This window comes from Enterobacter sp. Tr-810 (assembly GCF_011752765.1).
GTDB classification, from domain to species: Bacteria; Pseudomonadota; Gammaproteobacteria; order Enterobacterales; family Enterobacteriaceae; genus Enterobacter; species Enterobacter soli.
This window is the reverse complement of record NZ_VWWW01000001.1, coordinates 1,246,436-1,272,991: the sequence shown is the minus strand read 5'-3', so window position 1 is coordinate 1,272,991 and position 26,556 is coordinate 1,246,436. Positions and strand designations below refer to the sequence as shown.

The following is a 26,556-nucleotide window of genomic DNA, read 5'->3' as shown; positions in this document are numbered from 1 at the left end:
TTACTCCTGTTTAGCCAGCGTGGTTTCGGGTTGCGTAAGGGTGGCAATTTCCGCCGCGCGGTACTGTTTGTCCACGATACGCATGAAAGGCAGGTACAGCATTGCGCCGATCAGCAAGTTGATAAGCTGCATGACGCTGCCACTGAGATGTCCGGTGACGATAAAACCGCTGATGACGGGGGGCAGCGTCCAGGGGATAAAGACCCCGGTGGTGACGGCAACTGCACCGATTTTCATCGCCGCATACTGCACGGTGACCAGCACCAGCGGGACAAGATTGAAAGGGATAAGCATGATGGGGTTCATGATGACCGGCAGGCCAAACAGGATCGGTTCGTTAATGTTGAACACCGAGGCCCCTGCGCCAAGCCGGGCCACTTCGCGCATGTTTTTACTGCGGGCGAAAATCAGCATGGCTATCACCAGCGACAGGGTTGCGCCTGCACCACCCATCCAGATCATGTCAAAAAACTGTTCGGTAATAATGTGCGGCGGGGTTGTACCCGCCTGGATAGCGGCGATGTTATCGGTCTGGTTCTCCATCCACAGCGGGCGAATAATGCCGTTGATCATCGATCCGGAGTTAATGCCCACTGACCACAGGATAGTGATACTGAACACCGTCATCAGCGCGCCAAAGTAGGACGTGCCGTAGTGGCGCACCGGCGTGGCAACGACCTCGTAAATAAACTGATGAATGGTGTGGTAGTGGGTGTTTTCGAAGACGATGCGGATAACCAGCACCAGAATCATGACCAGCAGGGCCGGGATCAGCGCTGCAAACGACTCCTGCACCGCAGGTGGCACGCCATCAGGCATTTTAATCACCAAATTTTTGCGCTTCAGCCAGCAGAACAGTTCCGTCCACAGCAGCGAGCCGATCATCGCCACAAACAGCCCCTTACTGCCTATCCACTCCACCGGTATTACAGTAATACCGCCGTTTTCAGCCACCTTAATAAACGGCGTCAGGATCAGGAATGCCACCAGCGCCAGAATACCGCAAGAGATGCGGTCTTCACCGTAGTGTTCGGCCAGGCGGAAGGCGACCAGGAAGCTAATGAACAACGACATGGTCGAGAACACCGCATTGAACGGGATTTCGATAATCGCGCTCCAGCTCTCACCAAAGGCCTGCGCCATAAAGTGCTGATAGTTTTGATTCGGGAACGACGAGATCACCAGCAGTATTGAGCCAACGATAATAAACGGCATGAATGAAACGTAAGCACCGCGAATGGCCCCAAGATGACGCTGCTGTGCCGTTTTTGCTGCCAGCGGCATCAGTTTTGCTTCAAGAAATCCCAGAACATTGTTCATTGTGAACTCCGTACAAGATTGAGTGGTGTTGTTTATGTTATGTCTGTGGATTATCAGTGAAGCGGGGTGAGTGAAAGGTGAAATCGGTCACATTGTATTCGCTGAGATAATATAAATCTCATAAGATTGGTTATAAGAAAATTAACTGGAACTCTCGCGATGGAAATCAAACTGCACGCTAACGCCACAACCACACCGCGTATTCGCCGCTATCTTCAGCAGTCTGATAAGAGCGACAGAGAGCTGGCCACCGAGCTTGGGATCTCTGTGACAACCGTCAGACGCTGGCGTAATCGTGAGCAGGTTTCAGATAATCACACCACACCAAAAGTGATACACAAAGCGATGATACAAGATCAGGTTTTACTGGTGAACTGTCTTCGTGATACTACTGGCGCCCCCCTTGATGAGTTACTCCTTCTGGTCAATGAAGGGCTGGGGATTGCCGTTTCTCGCGCCACGCTGAACCGCTACCTGAAACCCGCGTCGGCAAAAACCAGAAACGCACCCTTGCAGGGAAAAAAGGCGCTAAAGGCCGGTATTGTGCCCCGGCAGCTGGCATTGCACCATCAGCCGCTATCACTGCATATGGATGACGGTGGTGAGCAACATCTGCTGTGGGCGCGTGAGCCTGTGAGTGGATGGCTGTATGCCCGCCTTTACGCCGGTGTTTCACCCCAGCTGCTGACGAACTGGGCGCTGGCGCTGCTGGATGCCTGTCCGGCTGATATACAATCTCTTGAGACTTTTGGTTTTGAGGTCGCTCTGCCCGGGCGCGATATCGCGGTCAAGGCCCATGCGGCAAAACACAATGCCGTGCAGGTGGCGGTTCCGTTAGGGGAGATTATTCCGCGGGTGAATGTTGAGCCGGCCGGGCAGCTCCTGATCCAGATGTGTGATTTCTACAACCGGGGGAAAACGCAGAAAAAACTGGGGGATTGTACGCCGCAGGCCTTTCTCGAAGCACTGCAGCGTAAAGATTAGAGGATTTCGAGCACGTCTTCCGGCGGGCGACCAATACGTGCCTGGCCGTTGGCCACGACTATCGGGCGCTCAATCAGCTTTGGATTTTCAACCATCGCCTGAACCAGCTGGTCTTCCGTAAGATGCGAGTCGTCCAGATTGAGCGACTTATACAGGTCTTCTTTCTGGCGCATCAGTTCTCTTGCGCTGCCCATTCCCAGCATGTGCAGCAGTTGGCGGATAGTCTGCGCATCCGGCGGTGTTTCCAGATACAGCACCACGTCAGGATCCACGCCGTTAGACTTCAGCAGGCTGAGGGTGTCGCGGCTCTTGGAGCAGCGAGGGTTGTGGTAGATTTTTACCGCGTCTGTCATGACCTGTTCTCTCCTTTATTACATCTTTTCATACGGCTTGAAGCGCTGCTGCAAACCACGCAGCTGATCGATTCGGGCATCGTAGCGAGCCTGTTGCAGGCTGCCGAGCTTAACCTGCGAGCTGGCACTGCTTAACAGCGAAATCGCCTGATCGAGACGGCCGACCAGCGCAAAACCTTCAGCACGCGCCGCCAGCTCCTGATCGCGGTTGCCCAACTGTGCTTCCGCTTGCGCCAGTAAATCCCAGCCGTTTTGGTCGTCTTTATTATTAAAGGTGTAGCGGTTAAGAATGTTCGCCGCTTCATTTGGCTGGCCGCCCTGTAAGTAAGCATTCGCCAGGTTTAATTGCAGTACCGGGTTGGTACGCACATCTTTTGCGCCCTTCAGGCGATTAATAGCATCGGTGGCTTTTTTCTGCCCCAGGTCGATATCGGTGGCAAGGTCGAGATACCACGGATTATTCGGGTCTGCCGACAGAAGGGGTTGCAGCGCTTTGCGCGCTTCATCGTATTTATCGGCTTCCATCGCCTGCAATGCCTGGCCGTACTGCGCCGCATTTTTCTCGCGCACGTTGCCTTTAGCCAGCGCATCCAGCAGATCGCTGGTGAGTATATTACGCCCGGATTTATACATCCCCAGCGTTCTCACTTTCGCCATATAGAAATCCTGCGACGACTGCACCACCACCGGGCGCATCTGGTTGGCGCGGTTACGCGCATCTGACAGACGGCTTTCCGGCAGGGGGTGAGTCAGTAAGATTTCAGGTGGACGAGTTGAATAACGTGCCTGATCGAGCAGTTTTTCCAGGAAGGTTGGCATGGCCTGCGGATCAAACCCTGCGCGCTGCAACACCTGAATACCGATACGGTCAGCTTCCTGTTCGTTCTGCTGAGTAAAACTGATCATGCCCTGGCGCGTACCGGCCAGCGTACCGGTTAACGCTGCCATCCCGGCCTGAGGGCTGGCCATTGCCAGCAGAATCGAGCCCAGTGCGCCAACCCAGGTCAGCGGGGCATTACGTTTCTGGTCTTCCATCGCGCGCGCCAGGTGGCGCTGCGTGACGTGGGAGATTTCGTGCGCCATTACTGAAGCGAGCTGGCTTTCGTTATCGGAATAGCGGAATAACGCCGAATGCAGCACCACGTTGCCGCCAAAGAAGGCGAAGGCGTTGATTTCGTCGTTATTAATTAAATAGAAGTGGAACGGGGTTTTCACCGAGTTGGCGTGCGCGACAAGGCGCATCCCCAGGCCGTTGATGTATTGCACCAGTAGCGGGTCATTAATGAGCGGGGCACTGCCGCGCAACTGGCGAACGTAGTAATCACCCATTTGCATCTCCTGCCCGATGGAGAGCGTGCTTCCTGCTGAGGTGCCCATATCCGGCAAAGTATCGGCCGAGTCGGCAAAAGCAGGCATGACCTGACCGACCGTCAGTGCGGCGATAAGTGTCGCAACCAGTGTTTTTCTCAACTGCCTGAACATAACCACTGTCCTGTATTTTGGGTGTGCTAATTTGACCGACGAACCCGTACTTCGTTCATCACCACTGCCCTGCGAGTGTAGCCGTGTTGCAGCATGAAGAAAATCCCATTCATCAGGCTTTTGCGGATCGTTACAGTGATACAAAAAGCGAAAGTCTTTTTTGTGACAGTTAGATACAATTCACATTCTCACTCCCGCCATTCGATTCAGGGAAGGGTTGTATGCTCGAAATGTTAATGCAGTGGTACCGGCGTCGTTTTAGCGACCCGGAAGCCATTGCTTTGCTCGTCATTCTGGTTGCCGGATTCGGTATTCTGTTCTTCTTTAGCGGCCTGCTGGCTCCGCTGCTGGTGGCCATTGTTCTGGCGTATCTGCTGGAGTGGCCAACGGTGCGCCTGGAAAATATCGGCTGCTCCCGTCGCTGGGCGACGAGCATTGTGCTGGTGTTGTTTGTCGGCATCCTGTTGCTGATGTCTTTTGTGGTGATGCCGGTTGCCTGGCAGCAGGGCATTTACCTTATCCGCGATATGCCTGGCATGTTGAATAAGCTCTCCGATTTTGCCGCCACGCTACCGCGCCGCTATCCTGCGTTGATGGACGCCGGAATTATTGATGCGATGGCTGAAAATATGCGCGCCCGGATCATGACGATGGGGGATTCCGTGGTGAAATACTCCCTGGCGTCCCTGGTTGGTCTGCTGACGCTGGCGGTGTATCTGGTGCTGGTTCCGTTAATGGTTTTCTTCCTGGTCAAAGATAAAGATCAGATGCTGAATGCGGTACGGCGCATTCTGCCGCGCAACCGCGGTCTGGCCGGTCAGGTCTGGGAAGAGATGAACCAGCAGATCACCAATTACATTCGCGGCAAGGTACTGGAGATGATTGTGGTGGGTGTGGCGACCTGGATTGGCTTCCTGATCTTCGGTCTGAACTACTCGCTGCTGCTGGCGGTACTGGTGGGGCTTTCGGTGCTCATCCCATATATCGGTGCTTTTGTGGTGACGATTCCCGTGGTGGGCGTAGCGTTGTTCCAGTTTGGTCTGGGAACCGAATTCTGGAGCTGTTTCGCGGTATACCTGATCATACAGGGGCTGGACGGCAATCTGCTGGTGCCGGTGCTGTTCTCTGAGGCTGTGAACCTGCATCCGCTGGTGATTATCTTATCGGTGGTGATTTTTGGCGGGCTGTGGGGATTCTGGGGCGTGTTCTTTGCCATTCCACTGGCGACGCTGATTAAGGCTGTGGTTCACGCGTGGCCGGACGTGCCGGCGGTCGACGAAACGTAGAGGTTGTGCGGCCTGATGCCCTCACCCCGACCCTCTCCCACGGGAGAGGGGGAAAACATTAAAAACGGCAACCTGGGTTGCCGTTTTGCTGTTTATCACGCGTTCTCTTTCAGCCAGTTCAACACCACGTCGTGGTGATTGCTGGTTTTGAAGTCATCAAACACATGCTCAACTTTACCGTCAGCGTCGACCAGGAAGCTGATGCGATGAATACCGTCATAGGTTTTACCCATAAAGGTTTTCTCGCCCCAGACACCAAACTGCTCGCACACCTGGTGCTCTTCGTCGGAAAGCAGCGTGAAGTTCAGCAGCTCTTTCTCAGCAAAACGTGACAGTTTTTCTGGTTTGTCGGTGCTGATCCCCAGCACTTCCACACCGACTTTTTTCAACTCGTCCATGTTGTCGCGTAAACCGCAGGCCTGTACGGTACAGCCCGGCGTCATGGCTTTCGGGTAGAAATAGACCAGAACACGCTGTCCCTGGAAGTCGGTTAAATTTACTTGCTCGCCGTCTTGATCCGGCAGGCTAAATTTCGGTGCGATGTCACCGGCTTTCAGTGGATTCATTAATCAACTCCATCTTGTTCATGCTGCGAATAATTGACGACGCTTATACTGCCTTGCGCGTTTAATTCTGTACAGAGGGCTTTAAACGCTTGCTCGATATTTGACGCATCCTGCGAGGCAGGGCAGTGCGCGGTAATCTGAATAAACAGCATTGGAAGTGCGCTGTCATCGCCAGTCTGGGTACGGGAAACCAGCTCAGCAATGTTCATTTGATGGCTGTCAAAAAGCGCGGTAAAGCGTTCAATAAGATGCGGTGAGTCAGGGACTTCAACCTGCACCCACACGGTTGCAGGCATAGCAGGACGCGGGCGAGCCGTGGTGCGTTTCATCACGATCAATAAATCCAGCTCCGCGCCTTTTAGCGGCAGGGTGGATTCAATCAGCGTAATGGCGTTCCATGTCCCGGAAAGCAACATAATAAATGTGAACTCTTCGCCCAGCATCGCCAGGCGGCTGTCTTCAATATTACAGCCGCAACTGCTTACGTGGCGGGTGATGGTGTTCACGATACCCGGCCTGTCAGCACCCAGCGCAGTGATAACCAGGTAATGTTGTGATGAGGTTGTCAAACCCGTTCTTCCTTTGCTTGGTTAAGTCTTCCTAAGGAAAGCATAAAAAAAACATGCATACAACCGCCTGAGAGCCTCAGGTCGCTTGCTTTTATTACAGTTCCAAACGTAACATTGAGGCTCTTGTTCGCACAGAGGATGGCCCATGTTCACGGGAAGTATTGTCGCGCTTGTTACACCGATGGATGAAAAAGGTAATGTCTGCCGGTCAAGCATGAAGAAGCTCATTGATTACCATGTCGCCAATGGAACCTCGGCGATCGTTTCGGTAGGGACTACCGGTGAATCTGCAACGCTGAGCCATGAAGAGCACGGCGATGTGGTTATGCTGACCCTGGAGCTGGCCGATGGACGTATTCCGGTCATTGCAGGAACGGGCGCTAATGCAACCGCAGAAGCTATCAGCCTGACCAAACGTTTTAACGACAGCGGCATTGTTGGCTGTCTGACGGTAACGCCATATTACAACCGTCCTACTCAGGAAGGTTTGTTCCAGCATTTCAAAGCCATCGCTGAACATACTGACTTGCCACAAATTCTGTATAATGTGCCGTCCCGTACCGGGTGCGATATGCTGCCGGAAACAGTTGGCCGCCTCTCGAAAGTAAAAAATATTATCGGGATTAAAGAAGCGACCGGGAACTTAAGTCGTGTTCACCAGATCAAAGAGCTGGTTTCAGATGACTTTATCCTGCTGAGCGGTGATGATGCGACCTCGCTGGACTTTATGCAGCTGGGTGGCCATGGCGTGATTTCCGTAACCGCTAACGTTGCGGCACGTGATATGGCCGAAATGTGCAAACTGGCTGCGGCCGGTCATTTCGATGAAGCTCGCGTGATTAACCAGCGTCTGATGCCGTTGCACAATAAATTATTTGTCGAACCCAATCCGATCCCAGTGAAATGGGCTTGTAAGGAATTGGGACTTGTAGCGACCGACACGTTGCGTCTGCCAATGACACCGATTACCGACCACGGTCGCGAAATCGTTGCAGCAGCGCTGAAACATGCCGGTTTGCTGTAAAGTTTAGGGAGATTTGATGGCTTATTCAGTACAGAAGTCGCGCCTGGCGAAGGTTGCGAGTGTTTCGCTTGTTATGCTGCTCGCTGCCTGTAGCTCAGATTCACGCTACAAGCGCCAGGTGAGCGGTGATGAATCCTATCTGGAAGCGACACCGCTTGCTGAACTTCATGCACCCGCGGGAATGATCCTGCCGATCCAGAACGGCGATTATAATATCCCCGTGACCAACGGGAGTGGCCAGGTCGGTAAAGCGCTCGATATTCGTCCGCCAGCTCAGCCTCTGGCTCTGGTAAGCGGGGCTCGTACCCAGTTTACCGGTGATACGGCTTCTCTGATGGTTGAAAACGGTCGTAACAATACGTTGTGGCCGCAGGTTGTTAGCGTGATTCAGTCGAAGAACTACGCGATTGCGAAACGCGATGACGCCAGTCAGACGTTAACCACTGACTGGGTTGACTGGAACCGTCTGGATGAAGATCAGCAGTACCGTGGTCGTTATCAAGTCTCCGTTAAACCTCAGGGTTACCAGCAGGCTGTTACCGTTAAACTGCTGAACCTGGAGCAGGCTGGTAAGCCGGTTGCCGATCCTTCCTCAATGCAGCGTTACAGCACCGAAATGCTGAACGTTATCGCGTCAGGGCTGGACAAAAATGCGACTGATGCCGCTAACGCCGCACAGAGCCGCAACGGTGCAACCTTCGACGTTCAAAGCGCCGCAGATGATACCGGTCTGCCAATGCTGGTGGTGCGTGCACCGTTTAACCAGACATGGCAGCGCCTGCCAGCAACACTTGAAAAAGTGGGCATGAAAGTGACCGACAGCACCCGCTCAACGGGTAGCATGACGGCAACCTACAAGCCGCTGTCCGATAGCGCATGGCAGGAACTGGGCGCACACGATCCAGATCTGGCCTCGGGCGACTACAAAATTCAGGTAGGTGACCTCGATAACCGCAGTAGCTTGCAGTTTATTGATCCGAAAGGTCACACGCTGACCCAGTCGCAGAATGATGCGCTGGTCGCCGTCTTCCAGGCTGCATTCAGCAAATAAAAAAGAGGGCTGGTTAATCCAGCCCTTTTTATTTTAGTGCTACGCAAACGTGTGCGTGGCATAATATCCCCAGTTTTGAACACAAATCATCACACCAGGAGTAATGAAGATGCAGAAGCAAGCTGAGTTGTATCGTGGCAAAGCGAAAACCGTATACAGCACGGAAAACCCGGATCTGTTGGTGCTCGAATTCCGCAATGATACGTCAGCAGGGGATGGCGCGCGCATTGAGCAGTTCGACCGTAAAGGTATGGTGAACAACAAGTTCAACCATTTCATTATGACCAAACTGGCCGAAGCGGGCATTCCGACTCAGATGGAAGCGTTGCTGTCCGACACGGAATGTCTGGTGAAAAAACTGGATATGGTGCCGGTTGAGTGTGTTGTGCGTAACCGTGCCGCGGGCTCCCTGGTGAAGCGTCTTGGCATTGAAGAAGGTATCGAGTTGAACCCGCCGTTGTTCGACCTGTTCCTGAAAAACGATGCAATGCACGACCCGATGGTCAACGACTCTTACTGCGAAACCTTCGGCTGGGTGAACAAAGAGAACCTGGCGCGCATGAAAGAGCTGACCTACAAAGCCAACGACGTGCTGAAAAAACTGTTTGATGATGCTGGCCTGATCCTGGTCGACTTCAAACTGGAATTCGGTCTGTTCAAAGGCGAAGTGGTGCTCGGCGATGAATTCTCTCCGGACGGCAGCCGTCTGTGGGACAAAGAAACGCTGGATAAAATGGACAAAGACCGTTTCCGTCAGAGCCTGGGTGGCCTGATTGAAGCCTATGAAGCGGTTGCTCATCGTTTAGGCGTTAAGCTCGACTAATACCTGCCTCTGCCAAAGGATGTACGCATCCTTTGGCGTCTTACCTTTGTTTCCTATGGTAATCTTGCCGTTAACCGCCTACGATCATAGCTATTGTTAATGGAATAGTTCGAGGTGGTTATGCGCTGGCAAGGGCGTCGTGAAAGTGACAATGTAGAAGACAGGCGCAGCAGCGGCGGCGGTGGCCCGATGATGGGTGGCCCCGGTTTCCGTTTACCTGGCGGGAAGGGCGGCATTATTTTGCTGGTCATCGTGCTGGTTGCGGGCTACTACGGCGTCGATCTTACCGGTTTAATGACCGGGGAACCGCTACAACAGCAGCAACAAACTCAGCGCTCCATCAGCCCGAATGAAGATGAAGCCGCTAAATTCACCTCTGTTATTCTGGCGACCACGGAAGATACCTGGGGCCAGCTTTTTGACAAGATGGGGCGTACCTATCAACAGCCAAAACTGGTGATGTACCGCGGTGCGACACGCACCGGGTGCGGCACCGGCCAGTCGGTGATGGGACCTTTCTACTGCCCGGCTGACAGCACCGTCTATATCGACCTCTCTTTCTACGATGACATGAAACGTAAGCTGGGCGCCGATGGTGATTTTGCCCAGGGCTATGTCATTGCCCACGAAGTGGGGCATCACGTGCAAAAGCTGCTGGGAATTGAACCGAAAGTCCGCCAGCTGCAACAAAATGCCTCTCAGGCGGAAGTGAACCGCCTCTCCGTGCGTATGGAATTGCAGGCAGACTGCTTTGCGGGTGTCTGGGGCCACAGTATGCAGCAGCAAGGTGTGCTGGAAGCCGGTGATTTAGAAGAGGCGTTAAACGCCGCACAGGCCATTGGCGACGATCGTCTCCAGCAGCAAAGTCAGGGTCGTGTCGTGCCGGACAGCTTCACGCACGGAACATCCGAACAACGCTACACCTGGTTTAAACGTGGTTTCTCCAGCGGTGACCCGGCGCAATGTAATACCTTCGGTAAAGCACTGTAAAACATGCCTTTTGAACGTCTGACTGGCCAGTTACAGCGCAGAGGGCATCGTCATCTGGTGGTGTTGAGCGGTGATGAACACTGGGCGAAGGAGCAGGCGCTGGCCTTACGCGAACAGCTGCGGGGAGACTGGCTGTGGGTGGGGCAACATGCGCCGGTTGAGCCGCACAGCGCGCCTGATGCGTTAAGCGGGCTGCTGGGGCGGGAGTTCCTTCATGCCATCTTTGATGCCCGCAGCGGCTTTGACGTATCGGCTTTTGCCGCGCTGAGCGGCACGTTACGTGCCGGTAGCCTGCTGGTATTGCTGCTTCCGCCGCTTTCCTCCTGGGCAGAACGGCCAGACGCCGACTCTCTGCGCTGGAGCGACAGCGCAGAGCCCATCGCCACCCCGCATTTTATCCACCATTTTAGCCAGGTTATCGCGGCCGACCCGGATGTGGTGTTATGGCAGCAGCACTCGCCATTGCATCTTGAGTCGCTTCCGCCGTCGCACGACTGGCTTCCGGCTAACGGTGAGCCACAGCGTGAACAGGCTGCGATCCTGACACAACTTCTGGCTATGCAAGAGGGCGTTGCTGCCGTCACGGCAGCGCGTGGGCGCGGGAAATCGGCGCTTGCGGGGATGCTACTGAACTGCATAGCCGGTAGCGCCGTTGTGACCGCGCCCGCCAAAGGGGCAACGGATGTCATTGCCCGTTTTGCCGGTGAAAACTATCGCTTTATGGCCCCGGATGCACTACTGGCCTCCAGCGTTCAGGCCGACTGGCTGATTGTTGATGAGGCGGCTGCCATTCCAGGCCCACTCCTTGAAAAGCTGGTGCGACGTTTCGCCCGTGTATTGCTCACCACCACCGTCCAAGGCTACGAAGGAACGGGCAGGGGCTTTTTACTGAAATTCTGTGCCCGGTTTAGCGGGTTGCAGCGCTTTACGTTATCCACCCCGATCCGCTGGGCGGCAGGCTGCCCGCTCGAGCGAGTCGTCGCAAAAGCCTTGCTGTTTGATGACGCGCTTATTGATAGTGTTCCTAAAGGCGCGGTACGCATCAGGGCGTTAGAGCCTCAGGCGTGGGAAAGCCACCCGGAATTAACCGCCAGCGTGTATGAGCTGTTATGTGCGGCACATTACCGCACCTCTCCGCTTGATTTACGCCGCATGATGGACGCGCCGGGCCAGCATTTTACAGTGGCAGAAACCGATGATGCCATCGCCGGGGCGTTGTGGCTGGTGGATGAGGGCGGGTTAACGACCGGGCTTAGCCTGGCCGTCTGGGCGGGATTTCGGCGCCCGCGCGGTAACCTTGTCGCCCAGTCTCTTGCCGCACATGGCGGCTCTCCTCTGGCTGCTACCCTCACGGGCAGACGGGTCACCCGAATTGCCGTCCACCCTGCTCGCCAGCGCGAAGGTATCGGACACGCGCTTATTCACAGCGCACAACAGCACGCGCATCAGGATTACCTGTCGGTCAGTTTTGGCTACACCGATGAACTTTGGCATTTCTGGCAGCAGTGCGGTTTTGTGCTGGTACGAATGGGCAGTCACCGCGAGGCCAGCAGCGGTTGTTATACGGCGATGGCATTACTGCCATTAAGCGACGCGGGGCATCAGCTCTGCGCGCAGGCGCATCAGCGGCTTTGCCGGGATGCACGCGTGCTGTCGGCCTGGAATGCGGAACAGATCCCAGTGGAAGATGGCTGGGAAGCTACCCTTAATAATGACGACTGGCTGGAGCTGGTAGGGTTTGCCTTTGCACATCGGCCCTTTTCCACATCAGTGGCCGCCTTAACTCGTCTGTTGCTGACGGTTGAAGCTCCACTCCCGGCGCTGCGCGGCAAAATTGAAGGACAAAAGGATGATGCCACGCTCAGTGCTGAACTGGCGCTCAGCGGGCGAAAAGCGCTTCTGGTCATGCTTCGCGCTGAAACGGCGCAGATGCTGGAATATCTGGATGCCGACCGCTGCCAGCGGCTGAAGCACGACATTTTGCAATGGCAATTTTTTCAATGACTTCTTCAGTAAAGTGGCATGGTCATTACCCCCGAGAGGCGTAGAATCCAGGTCATCAATTAAGGAGACCGCCATGAAACACGACCATTTTGTTGTTCAACGTCCTGACAAACCGGCTAAACAGTTACTGCTTCTGTTTCATGGTGTTGGTGATAATGCCGCCAATATGGGTCAGATTGGCAGCTGGTTCGCGCCGCTTTTCCCGGACGCGATGATTATCAGTGTCGGCGGTGTGGAGCCGTGCGGTCCGAACGGACGGCAATGGTTCTCCGTGCAGGGCGTGACCGAGGAAAATCGTCAGGCGCGTATTGATGCCATTATGCCAACCTTTATTGAAACGGTTCGCTACTGGCAGCAAGAGAGCGGCGTGGGCGCGGAGGCCACTGCGCTTATCGGTTTCTCTCAGGGGTCGATTATGTCTCTTGAAAGCGTCAAAGCACAGCCTGGGCTGGTATCCCGCGTCATCGCCTTTAACGGCCGCTTTGCCACCTTACCGCAAAGTGCAACCACGCAGACCACTATCCACCTTATTCACGGCGGTGAAGACCGGGTGATTGAGCTTTCTCATGCTGTTGCTGCACAGGAAGCCCTGATCCGCGGTGGTGGTGATGTGACGCTGGATATTGTTGATGATCTGGGCCACGCCATTGACGATCGCAGTATGCAGTTTGCGCTCGATCATTTGCGTTATACCGTGCCGAAGCATTACTTCGACGAAGCACTGAGCGGCGGTAAGCCGAATGACGATAATATTGTCGAATTTATGTGATGAAATTCAACGCTCTCCCCACAGGGGAGAGCGCTGAGATAGAGAGGATTACTTCTTCTGGTCTTTGTTCGGCCAGTTGTCGTCATCATCCCATTTGTCGTTGAAATCACGGTGTGGCGGGAGTTCCGGCTTGTTAGCAAGGAACTTTTTATGGTCAACACGTTTCAGATCTTTAATGACGTTGAGCAACACGCCGACCAAAAAAACCAACACCAGGATCCACCAATATTTTGCCAGCCAGTCCATTCGCTATTCCTTCTCAGAGCAATCGTCAGGCGACGAGTTGCTCCATGATACGTTGATACATGCGGGCCAACAGCTGCAAATCTGCCGCATTTACACATTCATTAATTTTATGAATGGTGGCATTCACCGGGCCCAGTTCTACAACCTGCGCACCCATACGAGCGATAAAGCGCCCGTCTGATGTTCCGCCGGTCGTCAACAGTTGTGGCTTTATTTCATTATAGTGCGCGATAGCGTTCACCACCGCATCCACCAGTTTCCCGCGTTGCGTCAGGAATGGCTGACCCGAAAGCCACCAGTCAACGGTGTAGCGCAGTGAATATTTTTCCAGCAGCGCCACGACGCGGGCTTTGATCATCTCGTCGGTCAACTCGGTGCTGAAGCGGAAGTTGAACTGCACGTAAAAATCACCCGGAATGACGTTGTTGCTGCCCGTGCCAGCCTGCACGTTGGCAATTTGCATACTGGTCGGCGGGAAGAATTCATTGCCTTTATCCCACTCAATCGCGACCAGCTCATTCAGCATTGGTGCGGCACGGTGAACAGGGTTGTCGGCAAGGTGCGGATAAGCAACGTGCCCCTGTACGCCATGAATGGTCAGATTACAGGTCAGCGAACCACGACGGCCATTTTTCACCACATCACCGACCACTTCGGTGCTGGATGGCTCACCCACCAGGCAGTAATCCAGGCGCTCGTTACGCGCCATCAGCGCTTCAACGACCTTCACGGTACCATTGTGCGCGCTGGCTTCTTCATCAGAGGTGATCAGAAACGCGAGGCGGTTTTTATGGTCTGGATGCTGGGCGACAAAGCGTTCCGCTGCAACGACCATTGCCGCCAGCGAGCCTTTCATATCTGCCGCGCCACGGCCAAACAGCATACCGTCGCGGATAGTCGGTTCGAACGGTGGGTTGATCCAGCGGTCTGCATCCCCGGCGGGAACCACATCGGTATGCCCGGCAAAGGCCAGCGTTTCACCCTGGCCACGCCAGGCCCAGAAGTTTTGCGTATCGCCAAAATCCATACGTTCGACGGTAAAACCGATCGCACGCAGGCGCTCAATCATTAATGCCTGACAACCTGCGTCGTCCGGGCTGAGGGAAGGACGGCGAATAAGCTGCTGAGTCAGCTCAATGACCGGGCATGACATAGACTACACCTCAACGAAAAAAGTCTGATAAAGAGAATCACTAAAGCCCAGCAGCATAGGCTGCCCGGGCGCGCAGAGCAATGGGCGTTTGATAATTGCTGGCATTTCCAGCATCAGTTTAACCGCGCTGCTCGCGTCGTTGATACTGGCACGCAGCGATTCGTCCAGTTTTCTCCAGGTCGTGCCCCGGGTATTCAGCAGTGCTTCCCAGCCCAGTTCAGCGATAGCGGTATGCAGAAATTCTGCATCAAGACCGTCGGCGCGGTAATCATGAAAACGATACTCCACACCGTGCGTTTCCAGCCAGCGGCGTGCTTTTTTGATGGTGTCACAATTTTTAATGCCGTACATCACAACCATGTTGAATCCTTTTGTTCTTATGATGGTTAAACGTTCAATTATTTCGAAGATATATCCTTAAGTGGAATATAACACATTCAGAATATCGCTGATTTACAATTCTTCTTAATTCAACTCACACCTGTAAGCTGAATATTCTTTCATCATTTAAGCATAGATGTCCATATTGTTTAAATTCCTAATAAAGTCAGCGATTAATTTAATTCTCACCCGCGCGTATGGTTATTTCAAAATATTGCTATTGGTCACATAAAATTTAGGGTTCTGCGCTCATATTTAGCCTAAGTCCTGATGAGGCGCGGGGCTTATCACAGTAATTGGTTAAAATGTCTTCACAGTGATGATGGGTTTACGTAGAATGCGCATAATAATAAGAGAGGTAGTTATGATTGAACGTGAACTGGGGAACTGGAAAGATTTTATCGAAGGTATGCTTCGTAAATGACTTTCAGCAGAAAATGCAAGAGCACTAAAATAACTAAAATAACCATAGTGTGAATTAATCACACAATAAAAAGGCGGCCTTAAGAGCCGCCTTTTTTATACCCGTTATGCGTTATTCCGGACGTGGCTTCAGCGGGAAGCGGCGACGTACCAGAACAAAGAACAGCGGAACAAAATAGATGGCCAGGATGGTGGCTGAAATCATGCCGCCCATCACGCCTGTCCCTACCGCATGTTGGCTGCTTGAACCTGCGCCTGAGCTGGTCGCCATCGGCAAGACGCCGAACACAAACGCCAGTGACGTCATCAGGATCGGGCGTAAACGCTGACGGCAGGCGTGCAGCGTGGCCGACATCAGATCGTGACCTTTCGCATTCATCTCGTTGGCAAACTCAACAATCAGAATGGCGTTTTTCGCAGACAAGCCAATTACGGTGAGCAACCCGACCTGGAAGTAGACATCGTTTTCCAGTCCGCGCATCCAGGTTGCCAACAGCGCACCGATCACGCCAAGCGGTACAACCAGCATGACGGAGAACGGTACAGACCAGCTTTCATAAAGCGCAGCCAGGCAGAGGAAGACCACCAGCAACGAGAGTGCATAAAGGGCAGGGGCCTGGGCACCAGAGAGCCGTTCCTGGTAAGACATAGCCGTCCACTCAAGACCAAACCCGCTCGGGAGCTGCTGCACCAGTTTTTCCATGGTGTCCATCGCGGTCCCTGTACTGACACCCGGTGCGGCTTCACCGACGATTTCTACCGCAGAATAGCCATCGTAACGCTCCAGGCGCGGAGAGCCACTTTCCCAGTGCGAGCTGGAGAAAGCAGAGAAGGGCACCATGCTGCCGGCATTGTTACGCACAAACCAGCGGTTGATATCATCCGGCAACATTCGGAACTGCGCATCGGACTGGACGTAAACCTTTTTCACACGCCCCCTGTCCATAAAGTCGTTCACGTAGCTGGAGCCCCACGCCGTTTGCAGCGTGTCGTTAATATCGTCGATGGAAACACCCAACGCCTGCGCCTTACGCTGGTCAATATCGACCTGTAGCTGCGGGCTGTCATCAAGGCCGTTATGGCGAACTCGGGTCAGGGTGGTGTCTTTGCCTGCCAGTTCAAGCAACTGGTCACGCGCCGCCATTAACGCCGTGTGTCCTGCACCGGCATGGTCCTGAAGCTCCATATCAAACCCGGCGGAGCTACCCAGCCCGCTGATGGCCGGTGGGCTGCTGGCAAAGACGCGCGCTTCCTTAATTTTGTTAAACGCTTTGGTGGCGCGTTCGATAATGGCAAACGACGTGCCCGTTTTCGTGTCGCGTTCATCCCAGTCTTTCAGGCGCACGAACATGCGCGCCACGTTTTGACCGTTGCCTCCAGGCCCGGAGCCAACGGTTGAAAACACCGACACCACGTTGTCTTTCTCTTTGGTGAAGAAGTAGTGCTCAACCTTTTCGACCACTTTCAGCGTCTGCTGTTGCGTTGCCCCGCTGGGGAGCTGCACAGACGTAGTGAACATACCGCGGTCTTCCATCGGCAGGAATGACGTAGGAAGATGCAGGAACAGCCAGACCATGCCGCCCAGCAGCACCACGTAAATCATCATCCAGCGCAGGCTTCGGTGCAGCACCCGGCCAACGCCCGCTTCATAACGCGCCGCGTTACGATTAAACATGCGGTTAAACCAGCCGAAGAAACCTTTCTGGCCGTGATGTTCACCTTTATGCAGCGGTTTGAGGATCGTGGAACATAAGGCCGGGGTGAGGATCATTGCCACCAGCACCGAAAGCACCATTGCCGACACAATGGTGATGGAGAACTGGCGATAGATTGCACCGGTTGTGCCGCCAAAGAACGCCATCGGAATGAATACCGCCGAGAGCACCATCGCGATACCCACCAGCGCGCCCTGAATTTGCCCCATCGATTTACGCGTGGCGTCACGCGGCGAGAGCCCTTCCTCGCTCATGATTCGCTCGACGTTTTCGACCACCACGATGGCGTCATCCACCAGCAGGCCTATCGCCAGCACCATCGCAAACATGGTCAGGGTGTTGATACTGTAGCCAAACGTGTAAAGCACCGCGAAGGTACCCAGCAGCACCACTGGCACCGCAATGGTCGGGATAAGCGTGGCGCGGAAGTTTTGCAGGAACAGGTACATCACCAGGAACACCAGCGCGATGGCTTCGAGCAGGGTTTTCACCACGTCCTCAATTGAGGCCTTCACGAAGGAGGTGGTTTCGTAGGCGACTTTGTACTCCAGCCCGTGCGGGAAATACTGCGAAAGCTCGTCCAGACGATCTAACACCAGCTTCGCGGTGGCCATTTCGTTTGCCCCGGACGCCAGTTTAATCCCCAGACCGGACGCCTGATTGCCGTTAAAGCGGCTCAGGTAGTCATATTTTTCCGCCCCCATTTCTACCGTGGCGACATCCCCCAGGCGCACTTCAGAGCCGTCCTGATTTACGCGCAGCGTAATATTGCGGAACTGGTCAGGCGTTTGCAGTAGCGACTGTGAGTTGATGGTGGCGTTCAGCGCCTGCTTATCAACGGAAGGGGTACCACCCAGTTGCCCGACGGCGATTTGGGCGTTCTGGGATTTGATGGCGTCGGTGACGTCTGTCGCGGTCATCTGGAAGCTGTTCAGCTTGTTGGGATCCAGCCAGATGCGCATGGAATATTGCGAGCCATAAGCATCGATATCGCCGACACCGTTGATACGGCTAATAGGATCCTGAATATTACTGGCAACGTAGTCCGCAATATCCTGCTTATCCATTGAACCATCGGTGGAAACAAACGCAATGGTCAGAATGTTGGTATCGCCGGTTTTACGCACCGTGACGCCCTGGTTCTGGACCGCCTGAGGCAGCTTACGCATGGCCGATTGCAGCTGGTTTTGCACCTGCTGGACGGCTTCATCCGGGTCAGTACCGGCAGTAAAGCTCAGGGTGACCGTCGCCTGCCCGGTGGCGCTACTTTGCGAGGACATGTACATCAGGTTATCGAGCCCGGTCATGTTCTGCTCGACGACCTGCGTCACGGTATTTTCCAGCGTCTGTGCCGACGCACCAGGGTAGTTTGCCGTGATACGTACGTTTGGCGGTGCCAGATCGGGATATTGCTCAACAGGAAGTGAAGTAATTGCCAGGACGCCAGTCAGACATAAAATAATTGCTAGCACCCAGGCAAAAATGGGGCGATCGATAAAGAAATTCGCCATGAAAATGTGACCTCTTTTTGCTGCACGTCATTATTGTATATTGCCCGCATCACTCTAGCGGTAAGGCGAGAGCCAAACGTGGAGAAATAAAGGAGATATTGTAAATTATCATGCCCTTTTACAGCGTTCCTCCCCGCAGGCGTAACGGCAAGTATCACGCATGACAGTGGCGTGATGGTGGCAATAGTCGTTAATTTACCGTTATTTACCCGCAAGGCTCATCGGCGTTCTGAATGTTACGCTGACCTGGGTTCCGCCATTCGGTGGCTGAGAAAAGTGCAGGGTGCCGCCCAGCCTGCCAGCGCGCTCACGCATAATGTTCAGCCCGTAGTGTCCTGGTGGCTCGCTTGCTTCGCCAATACCAATCCCGTTATCGCGAATATTGACGCTATGCGTCCCGTCAGTGGAGGTCACACAGCTGACGGTTATCTCGCTCGCCTGGGCATGTTTAATGGCATTCAGCACCGCCTCACGGACTATCTGTAACAGGTGCACCTGTTTTTGCGCATCCAGCGCCAGCGAAGACAGACGGCAGTCGAGGATCAGTCTGGCCTGTGTCTGGCTTTGTAGGCTATCCAGCGACTCCTGTAACGCCCCCGGCAGGTTGGCGTGGTTGAGCGTCAGGCGGAAGGTGGTAAGCAGCTCGCGCAACTGGTGCCACGCATTGTTAAGCTCGCGGGAAAAGTCAGAAATAATGGTTTGCGCCGGGGCATTTTCTTCCGGCACAGCGTGCCTGAGCAACGTCAGCTGGATACGTAAATACGAGAGTACCTGCGCCAGCGAATCGTGCAGCTCGCGAGCGATCGTGGCGCGCTCCTCCATTAACAGCAGCTGTTGATAATGTTTTTGTGCCTGGTTGAAGTAAAGCCCGCGGCCCAGCATCGTGGCCACGCTTTTCATCAGCGGAACCGGCACCGTCCCGGTTTCGCTTTGCCATCGCAGCTCGCCGTAAAGCGTATCCTGCATCAGCACCGGCAGGTTTTGCATCTTTAGTGCCTCCTGCTCACTGCCTTCGCAAAGCTGCCAGTCGTCGCTGGTGCGCAGCTCCAGGTAACTCATCTGCGTGTACTCATGCACAATCTGCAAAATATGGCGGAAGCAGTGGCTGTCTATCTGGCCGGTATTCAGCGCCTGCGAGCACTTGAATAACATTTCGAGCTGCTGATGTGCTTCATTCAGATGTTGGGTTTTTTCCGCAACCGAGTGTTCCAGAGAGCGATACAGCGAGTGCAGCTCTGCCGACATATGATTGAACGCGCGGGATAATTGGCCCAGTTCATTAGGCAGGTGGGTATTCGGGACAGGGGTACTAAAATCGCCCTGTTCGATACGTTCACTCGCCTCAACCAGATGGTTCAGCGGTGCCACAACCTGACGGCGGGTGCCCCGCAGGGTAATGAGGGCGAGCAGTAAAATACCCAGCCCACCGGCGAGTGAAATCAGGATAACCAGCTGGATCTTGTGTTCCGTATAGTGCTGAAGCGCCAGCACGAAGGCGTCGATACGGCCGACAAAGTCCTGAATATGCGTCTGATACCAGGCGGTGTCCCCTTTTGCTATCTGTCTGTCCATCTCTTGCCAGGCAAGATGCAGCTGCTGGTAGCGCTGTTTAACGTTGTCCGGCACATACCAGCGGTCGAGCTTTTGCAGCGCGGGCGCACTCAGGGTCTGCTGCCAGGACTGGCGGTGTTTTTGCAGTTCCGGGCTTGCCCGCTGCATTTCGTAGCCCAGGCGATAGCTCTGCATTCGCAGAGAACCCGCAATGTTAATGGCCTCGGCGTCACGCTGGCTGCTGGCAAGCGTCAGCAGCGCGATGGCGCAGGTGAAAACGGACAGCAACACTATCGAAAAAAAAGCCCGAGCCAGGCTTCTGGAAACAGGTCGTTTAACGGTCACAAAACAGCTTCCTGAAAATAAAGGTAATCAGATGAAACGCAATTTCATCCCGAATGAAATAAATTGATCTGCCACAGGTTCACTGTAAATAGTTTGGCTTCCTGGGCATTTGAACATTGCCTGATAACACTGCACTCGGTAAATACAATATTCATATAAAGAATAAGGTTATTGAAGCCAAAACAGGTGTAGTTATGAATCGTTTTATCATGGCCAACAGTCAGCAATGTATCGGATGTCGTGCTTGCGAAGTCGCCTGTGTTATGGCGCACAACGACGAGCAGCATGTCCTGAGCGAGCGCCATTTTCATCCCCGCATTACGGTACTCCGGTCCGGCGCCAGAAAAAGCCCCGTTACCTGTCATCATTGTGAGAATGCACCCTGCGCGCAGAGCTGTCCTAACGGCGCTATCAGTAAAAACCATGACAGCGTACAGGTGAATCAACAAAAATGCATTGGTTGCAAAGCCTGCGTGGTGGCCTGCCCGTTTGGCACGATGGAAATCATCGTTACGCCGCTGAACAACGGTAGCGTGAAGGCCACGGCCCACAAGTGCGACCTCTGCGTGCAACGTCCGCAAGGCCCGGCCTGCATCGAAAATTGCCCGGCGGATGTCCTGACGCTCGCCACGCCTGGCGTGCTGGATAACCTGGCGAAATCGCGTCGCCAGCGCACCGCAAGGCTCGAAGCGCAGCCCTGGCATAGCGAGGCGGCAGAGCGCCAAACGCCACCCACAAAATTGCAGCAGATGCAGGCCCTGGTACCCCGCGGCGAGCCGGACAAGCTTAGCCCTGAAGCACGCGCCTGCCATTTTAACGAGATCTACCTGCCATTCCGGGCAGAGCAGGCGCATCGCGAGGCCTCACGCTGCCTGAAATGCGGCGAACACAGTATCTGCGAATGGACATGCCCGCTGCATAACCACATCCCTCAGTGGATTGAACGCGTAAAAGAAGGGGACATCGCCGGTGCGGTGGCGCTCTCTCATCAGACCAACTGTTTACCTGAAATTACCGGCCGGGTCTGCCCGCAGGACCGATTATGTGAAGGTGCCTGCACGGTGCGGGATGAATCTGGTGCGGTGACGATTGGCAATATCGAACGCTATATCTCCGATCAGGCGCTGGCCATGGGCTGGACTCCGGACATGACCGGGGTCGTCCCGGTAGATAAACGCATCGCCATTATTGGCGCTGGCCCCGCCGGGCTTGCCTGTGCAGACGTGCTGGTGCGCCACGGGGTGAACGTCACCGTATATGACCGACACCCGGAAATCGGCGGATTACTGACCTTCGGCATCCCGGCCTTCAAGCTGGACAAATCACTGCTGGCACGCCGCCGGGAGATCTTTACCGCCATGGGGATCCACTTCGAACTGAACTGCGAAGTGGGCAAAGACGTGTCGATGTCTCAGTTGTTGAGTGACTACGACGCCCTGTTTATCGGCGTTGGCACCTATCGTTCGATGAAAGCGGGTATTCCTCACGAGGATGCGCCTGGTGTGTACGATGCTCTGCCGTTTTTAGTGGCCAACACGCGTCAGGTGATGGGGCTTGAACCGACAGCCGCCGAGCCGTACATCAACACACAGGGGCTGAACGTGGTGGTGCTGGGCGGGGGCGATACGGCGATGGACTGCGTGCGTACTGCATTACGCCATAGCGCGGCGAAAGTGACCTGCGCCTACCGCCGCGATGAGGCCAATATGCCGGGCTCGAAAAAAGAGGTGAAAAACGCGAAGGAAGAGGGTGCAGAGTTTGAATTTAACGTGCAGCCGGTTGAGCTGACGCTGGCGAAGAACGGGCAGGTGAATGGGATCCGAATGCTGCGCACTGAACTGGGCGAGCCTGATGCTCAGGGACGTCGTCGGCCGGTTCCGGTGGCGGGCAGTGAGTTCGTGATGCCTGCGGATGCGGTCATCATGGCATTTGGCTTTAACCCGCACGCCATGCCGTGGTTACAGGCCCAGGGGGTTAACACCGACGACTGGGGACGGATTGTGGCCTCAGTTGACAGCCCTTATCGCTACCAGACAACCAACCCACAAATTTTCGCCGGTGGTGATGCGGTGCGCGGTGCGGATCTGGTGGTTACCGCGATGGCGGAAGGGCGTCATGCAGCGCAGGGCATGATGGACTGGCTTGGGGTTCGCGCGCCAAAAACGCACTAAATCAGGCGGGCGACAAAGCGGGTTTCGCGGCGTAGTATAAGCACATTCCTTGCGCCGTGGAGCCCGTATGACCCTGAAAATAGACGTTATCAAAGACAAAATCCTTTCTGAAAATTACTTTGTCCTGCGTAACATCACCTATGATTTAACACGTAAAAACGGTGAGGTGATCCGTCACAAGCGTGAGGTCTACGATCGCGGTAATGGGGCGACCATCCTGCTGTATAACCGTGAAAAACAGAGCGTGGTGTTAATTCGCCAGTTCCGCGTTGCGACATGGGTAAACGGTAATCCGGACGGACGGCTCATTGAAACCTGTGCCGGTCTGCTTGATGACGACGAGCCGGAAGTCTGTATCCGCAAAGAGGCCATTGAAGAGACTGGCTTTGAAGTGGGCGAAGTGAAAAAAGTCTTTGAGTTATTTATGTCGCCAGGCGGCGTCACGGAATTAGTGCACTTCTTTATTGCAGAATACAGCGATGCGCAGCGCACTCACCGGGGCGGCGGTGTGGATGACGAAGATATCGAAGTACTGGAAATCCCTTTTTCTCAGGCATTAACAATGCTGCGTTCAGGGGAGATCAAGGACGGTAAAGCGGTGATCTTATTGCAGTATTTGCAAACAACCGGGTTAATGAGCGGCGCTTTCGAACGGTAGTCTGATGAGTTTCGGATAAATCTATCCGATAAATCCGATTGAGCCCGCCTGGTTGTAACACGAAGATACTGCCCAGATTTGCGTTTTTGTTTCCGGGATTGTGCCATCCATGCGCTACTGCGTTTTTATTCTCTCGTTATGTTGCGTGCTACGCGCGCCTCTGGTGTGGGCTGCGCCTGCACAGCAGTCTTTTTCTGACTGGCAGGTGACCTGTAATAACCAAAACTTTTGTGTTGCACGCAATACCGGTGAACATCATGGGCTGGTGATGACGCTAAGCCGCAGTGCTGGCGCGAAAACAGATGCCACGCTGCGTATCGACCTGGGAGGGCTTGATTCCCCATCGGTTAAAGAGCCTGACATCGCGCCGCGCCTTCTGCTGGATAACGCCCCGTTAAAGCTGGAACCTCTGCACTGGCAGGTCACTGCATGGCATTTAATGACGGATGACGCCACAACCATTACCGCCTTTTTGAAAAACATCCAGGAAGGCAAAGCGCTGACCCTGAAAGGGGGAAGACAGATTATCTCTCTGGACGGGCTGAAGGCCGCTCTGCTGTTTATTGATGCCCAGCAAAAGCGCGTGGGGAGCGAAACCGCGTGGATTAAAAAAGGCGGAGAGCCGCCGCTGAGCGTGCCGCCTGCGCCCGCCCTGAAAGAAGTGGCGGTCGTGAACCCCACGCCGACACCGCTTTCCCATGATGAACTCAACGATCTGCTGGATTATGGCACCTGGCGGATGAACAACAGCCAGTGCTCACTTGATCCTAATCGCCGGGAAGTGCGGGTGACGGCATTAACCGACGACAAAGCGCTGTTGATGGTAAGCTGTGAAGCCGGGGCCTACAACACCGTCGACCTCGCCTGGCTGGTATCACGTAAAAAGCCCTTTGCCGCCAGAAGCGTCAGGCTACGACTGCCGTTTACGCCATCGAGCGACAGCAGTGAAATGGAGCTGATGAACGCCAGTTTTGACGAGAAAACCCGTGAGCTGAGCACGCTGTCGTTAGGGCGGGGGATTGCGGATTGCGGCATTCAAACCCGCTGGCGTTTTGACGGCCAGCGTTTTCGCCTGGTGCGGTATGCCGAAGAGCCAAGCTGCGATAACTGGCATGGGCCAGATGCCTGGCCCACGCTGTGGATCACGCGCTGAGTTTTGCCGGGTGGCGGCTACGCCCTTGTGCGTTAAAGAATGCTCAACGCTTTCTCCACCACGTTCTCAACGGTAAAGCCGAAATACGGGAACAGTTTGTCGGCCGGGGCAGATTCGCCGTAGCCGTGCATCCCGACAATTGCCCCTTTCAGCCCGACATATTTGTACCAGTAGTCGGCGATCCCGGCTTCGACGGCCACGCGGGCGGCCACATTCGATGGCAGAACCGATTCGCGGTATGCCTCATCCTGGGCATCAAAAATATCCGTTGAGGGCAGGGAAACCACGCGTACCGCATGTCCTTCGGCGGTCAGTTTCTCTGCGGCTTTAACCGTGATTTCAATCTCTGATCCTGTCGCAATCAGAATAACATCAGGCTTGCCGCCACTGTCTTTCAGGATATAGCCGCCGCGCGCGATGTTTTTCACCTGCTCTGGCGTGCGCTCAATTTGCGCCAGATTTTGCCGCGACAAAATCAGCGCCGTTGGCCCGGTGTGGCGCTCTACGGCCAGCTTCCAGCCCACCGCTGCTTCAACCTGATCGCACGGACGCCAGGTGCTGAAGTTTGGCGTCAGGCGCAGGCTTGCCAACTGCTCGACCGCCTGGTGCGTTGGCCCATCTTCGCCAAGCCCGATGGAATCATGGGTGTAGACCATGATCTGCCGCGCCTTCATCAGCGCCGCCATACGCGCGGCGTTGCGGGCATACTCCACAAACATCAGGAAGGTGGCGGTGTAGGGCACAAACCCACCGTGATGGGCGATGCCGTTGGCAATCGCGGTCATCCCGAACTCACGCACGCCGTAGTGAATGTAATTCCCGGAGATATCTTCTTTCAGCGATTTAGAACCCGACCAGATTGTCAGGTTGCTGGGCGCCAGATCCGCAGAGCCGCCCAGCAGTTCCGGCAGAATGGGGCCAATGGCGTTGAGGGTATTTTGTGATGCTTTACGGGTGGCAATTTTTGCCGGGTTGGATTGCAGATTTTCGATCAATGCCTGGGTTTTAGCTTCCCAGTCGTCCGGTAATCCCCCACTCATACGGCGGGAAAACTCGCGGGCCAGGTCCGGGTGTGCCTGCTTATAGGCGGCAAATTTGTCGTTCCAGGCGTGCTGTTCTTTTTCCCCGGCCTCACGGGCATCCCAGGCGTGGTAGATCTCTTTTGGGATTTCGAATGCAGGGTATTTCCAGCCCAGTTTTTTCCGGGTCAGCGCCACTTCTTCCTCGCCCAGCGCGGCGCCGTGCGCCTCTTCTTTCCCGGCTTTATTCGGGGAGCCGAAACCAATGACCGTGCGGCAGATAATCAGCGACGGTTTATCCTTCACGCTCTGGGCTTCGAGGATCGCTTTTTTCACCGCCTCAGGATCGTGGCCGTCAATTTCATGCACCACATGCCAGTGGTATGCCTCGAAGCGTTTTGCCGTATCGTCGGTAAACCAGCCTTCGGTTTCGCCGTCGATAGAGATGCCGTTGTGATCGTAAAAGCCGATCAGCTTGCCAAGACCCAGCGTGCCCGCCAGCGAACAGGCTTCATGCGAGATGCCCTCCATCAGACAGCCGTCGCCCATAAATACATAGGTGTAGTGATCGACAATGTCATGCCCTGGCTGATTGAACTGCGCACCCAGCGTGCGTTCCGCAATCGCCATTCCTACCGCGTTCGCTAACCCCTGGCCCAGCGGCCCGGTGGTGGTTTCCACGCCTGGCGTATAGCCGAGCTCCGGGTGGCCTGGCGTTTTCGAGTGCAGCTGGCGGAAGTTTTTCAACTCCTCGAGTGGCAGATTGTATCCGGTTAAATGCAGCAGGCTGTAGAGCAGCATCGACGCGTGGCCATTGGAGAGAATAAAGCGGTCTCTGTCGGCCCAGGTGGGGTCATTGGGGTTGTGTTTGAGAAAGTCATTCCACAACACTTCGGCAATATCTGCCATGCCCATGGGGGCGCCAGGGTGGCCGGAATTGGCTTTTTGCACGGCATCCATGCTGAGGGCGCGAATGGCATTGGCGAGCTCTTTACGGGACATAATTCAC

At 54.7% G+C, this 26,556-nt stretch carries 23 protein-coding genes; 12 read left to right on the top strand and 11 right to left on the bottom strand.

Going from position 1 to position 26,556, the window contains the following annotated elements; translation table 11 throughout:
- A complete protein-coding gene (gene celB, locus F3J30_RS05990; RefSeq protein ID WP_166716582.1) occupies positions 1 to 1,320 on the bottom strand; it encodes a PTS cellobiose transporter subunit IIC in 1,320 nt (439 codons plus the stop codon).
- Between the two features lie 159 nt (positions 1,321 to 1,479).
- Between celB and F3J30_RS05985 the strand changes: the two genes are divergently transcribed.
- Positions 1,480 to 2,304: a helix-turn-helix domain-containing protein gene (locus tag F3J30_RS05985; protein WP_166716579.1), complete on the top strand. Its 825-nt coding sequence runs from the start codon at positions 1,480 to 1,482 to the stop codon at positions 2,302 to 2,304.
- Here the strand turns inward: F3J30_RS05985 and arsC are convergent.
- Positions 2,301 to 2,657: an arsenate reductase (glutaredoxin) gene (gene arsC, locus F3J30_RS05980; protein WP_014071290.1), complete on the bottom strand. Its 357-nt coding sequence runs from the start codon at positions 2,655 to 2,657 to the stop codon at positions 2,301 to 2,303. The two genes, F3J30_RS05985 and arsC, sit on opposite strands and share 4 nt — an antisense overlap.
- An 18-nt stretch (positions 2,658 to 2,675) precedes the next feature.
- A complete protein-coding gene (gene bepA, locus F3J30_RS05975) occupies positions 2,676 to 4,139 on the bottom strand; it encodes a beta-barrel assembly-enhancing protease (RefSeq protein WP_166716576.1) in 1,464 nt (487 codons plus the stop codon).
- A 221-nt stretch (positions 4,140 to 4,360) separates the two neighbouring features.
- Between bepA and F3J30_RS05970 the strand changes: the two genes are divergently transcribed.
- Complete coding sequence (locus F3J30_RS05970) at positions 4,361 to 5,425, top strand: AI-2E family transporter (protein ID WP_014071288.1); 1,065 nt, start codon at positions 4,361 to 4,363, stop codon at positions 5,423 to 5,425.
- Positions 5,426 to 5,520: 95 nt separating this feature from the next.
- Here the strand turns inward: F3J30_RS05970 and bcp are convergent, their stop codons facing one another.
- Both bcp and F3J30_RS05960 read right to left on the bottom strand, forming a co-directional pair.
- On the bottom strand, positions 5,521 to 5,991 hold the full coding sequence (bcp, locus tag F3J30_RS05965) for a thioredoxin-dependent thiol peroxidase (RefSeq protein ID WP_166716574.1): 471 nt from the start codon (positions 5,989 to 5,991) through the stop codon (positions 5,521 to 5,523).
- Entirely contained in the window at positions 5,991 to 6,560 is a 570-nt protein-coding gene (locus tag F3J30_RS05960) for a glycine cleavage system transcriptional repressor (RefSeq protein WP_014071285.1), read from the bottom strand. The genes bcp and F3J30_RS05960 overlap by 1 nt, the downstream gene beginning before the upstream one ends.
- A 145-nt stretch (positions 6,561 to 6,705) precedes the next feature.
- Between F3J30_RS05960 and dapA the strand changes: the two genes are divergently transcribed.
- The 6 genes from dapA to ypfH all read left to right on the top strand — a co-directional run bounded on the left by dapA (position 6,706) and on the right by ypfH (position 13,221).
- A complete protein-coding gene (gene dapA, locus F3J30_RS05955; protein ID WP_014071284.1) occupies positions 6,706 to 7,584 on the top strand; it encodes a 4-hydroxy-tetrahydrodipicolinate synthase in 879 nt (292 codons plus the stop codon).
- 16 nt (positions 7,585 to 7,600) lie between these two features.
- The gene (gene bamC, locus F3J30_RS05950) at positions 7,601 to 8,635 is read left to right on the top strand and encodes an outer membrane protein assembly factor BamC (protein WP_014071283.1); all 1,035 of its coding nucleotides are present in this window, start codon (positions 7,601 to 7,603) and stop codon (positions 8,633 to 8,635) included.
- Positions 8,636 to 8,744: 109 nt separating this feature from the next.
- Positions 8,745 to 9,458 (top strand): phosphoribosylaminoimidazolesuccinocarboxamide synthase, encoded by a 714-nt coding sequence (gene purC / locus F3J30_RS05945; RefSeq protein WP_014071282.1) that lies wholly within the window; start codon positions 8,745 to 8,747, stop codon positions 9,456 to 9,458.
- A gap of 120 nt (positions 9,459 to 9,578) precedes the next feature.
- Positions 9,579 to 10,448: a neutral zinc metallopeptidase gene (locus F3J30_RS05940; protein ID WP_166716570.1), complete on the top strand. Its 870-nt coding sequence runs from the start codon at positions 9,579 to 9,581 to the stop codon at positions 10,446 to 10,448.
- Between the two features lie 3 nt (positions 10,449 to 10,451).
- Positions 10,452 to 12,452 carry a GNAT family N-acetyltransferase gene (locus tag F3J30_RS05935; protein ID WP_166716567.1) on the top strand — a complete coding sequence of 667 codons (2,001 nt, stop codon included), beginning with the start codon at positions 10,452 to 10,454 and terminating at the stop codon, positions 12,450 to 12,452.
- 73 nt (positions 12,453 to 12,525) lie between these two features.
- Positions 12,526 to 13,221 (top strand): esterase, encoded by a 696-nt coding sequence (gene ypfH, locus F3J30_RS05930; RefSeq protein WP_166716565.1) that lies wholly within the window; start codon positions 12,526 to 12,528, stop codon positions 13,219 to 13,221.
- Positions 13,222 to 13,269: 48 nt separating this feature from the next.
- Here ypfH and F3J30_RS05925 read toward each other — a convergent pair whose 3' ends face one another.
- The 3 genes from F3J30_RS05925 to F3J30_RS05915 are packed head-to-tail and all read right to left on the bottom strand — an operon-like array spanning position 13,270 to position 14,980.
- On the bottom strand, positions 13,270 to 13,467 hold the full coding sequence (locus tag F3J30_RS05925) for a YpfN family protein (RefSeq protein WP_014071278.1): 198 nt from the start codon (positions 13,465 to 13,467) through the stop codon (positions 13,270 to 13,272).
- Between the two features lie 25 nt (positions 13,468 to 13,492).
- A complete protein-coding gene (gene dapE, locus F3J30_RS05920; RefSeq protein WP_166716562.1) occupies positions 13,493 to 14,620 on the bottom strand; it encodes a succinyl-diaminopimelate desuccinylase in 1,128 nt (375 codons plus the stop codon).
- 3 nt (positions 14,621 to 14,623) lie between these two features.
- Positions 14,624 to 14,980 (bottom strand): ArsC family reductase, encoded by a 357-nt coding sequence (locus F3J30_RS05915; RefSeq protein WP_166716560.1) that lies wholly within the window; start codon positions 14,978 to 14,980, stop codon positions 14,624 to 14,626.
- A gap of 385 nt (positions 14,981 to 15,365) precedes the next feature.
- Here F3J30_RS05915 and ypfM point away from each other — a divergent pair, with 385 nt between their 5' ends.
- Positions 15,366 to 15,425, top strand: a complete 60-nt coding sequence (gene ypfM / locus F3J30_RS05910; RefSeq protein WP_015572204.1) for a protein YpfM — start codon at positions 15,366 to 15,368, stop codon at positions 15,423 to 15,425.
- Positions 15,426 to 15,536: 111 nt separating this feature from the next.
- On the opposite strand, the gene acrD is transcribed toward ypfM, so the two are convergent.
- Both acrD and narQ read right to left on the bottom strand, forming a co-directional pair.
- Positions 15,537 to 18,650, bottom strand: coding sequence for a multidrug efflux RND transporter permease AcrD (gene acrD / locus F3J30_RS05905; RefSeq protein ID WP_014071275.1), 3,114 nt, complete (start codon positions 18,648 to 18,650; stop codon positions 15,537 to 15,539).
- Positions 18,651 to 18,851: 201 nt separating this feature from the next.
- Positions 18,852 to 20,546: a nitrate/nitrite two-component system sensor histidine kinase NarQ gene (gene narQ / locus F3J30_RS05900; RefSeq protein ID WP_166716556.1), complete on the bottom strand. Its 1,695-nt coding sequence runs from the start codon at positions 20,544 to 20,546 to the stop codon at positions 18,852 to 18,854.
- A gap of 194 nt (positions 20,547 to 20,740) precedes the next feature.
- Between narQ and aegA the strand changes: the two genes are divergently transcribed.
- The 3 genes from aegA (at position 20,741) to F3J30_RS05880 (ending at position 24,528) form a co-directional block, all read left to right on the top strand.
- On the top strand, positions 20,741 to 22,717 hold the full coding sequence (aegA, locus tag F3J30_RS05890; protein WP_211053107.1) for a formate-dependent uric acid utilization protein AegA: 1,977 nt from the start codon (positions 20,741 to 20,743) through the stop codon (positions 22,715 to 22,717).
- A gap of 67 nt (positions 22,718 to 22,784) precedes the next feature.
- Positions 22,785 to 23,375: a GDP-mannose pyrophosphatase NudK gene (nudK, locus tag F3J30_RS05885; RefSeq protein WP_166716553.1), complete on the top strand. Its 591-nt coding sequence runs from the start codon at positions 22,785 to 22,787 to the stop codon at positions 23,373 to 23,375.
- A 109-nt stretch (positions 23,376 to 23,484) separates the two neighbouring features.
- Positions 23,485 to 24,528, top strand: coding sequence for a DUF1176 domain-containing protein (locus F3J30_RS05880; RefSeq protein ID WP_166716550.1), 1,044 nt, complete (start codon positions 23,485 to 23,487; stop codon positions 24,526 to 24,528).
- Positions 24,529 to 24,560: 32 nt separating this feature from the next.
- Here F3J30_RS05880 and tkt read toward each other — a convergent pair whose 3' ends face one another.
- On the bottom strand, positions 24,561 to 26,549 hold the full coding sequence (gene tkt / locus F3J30_RS05875) for a transketolase (RefSeq protein ID WP_166716546.1): 1,989 nt from the start codon (positions 26,547 to 26,549) through the stop codon (positions 24,561 to 24,563).
- Positions 26,550 to 26,556 lie beyond the last annotated feature (7 nt).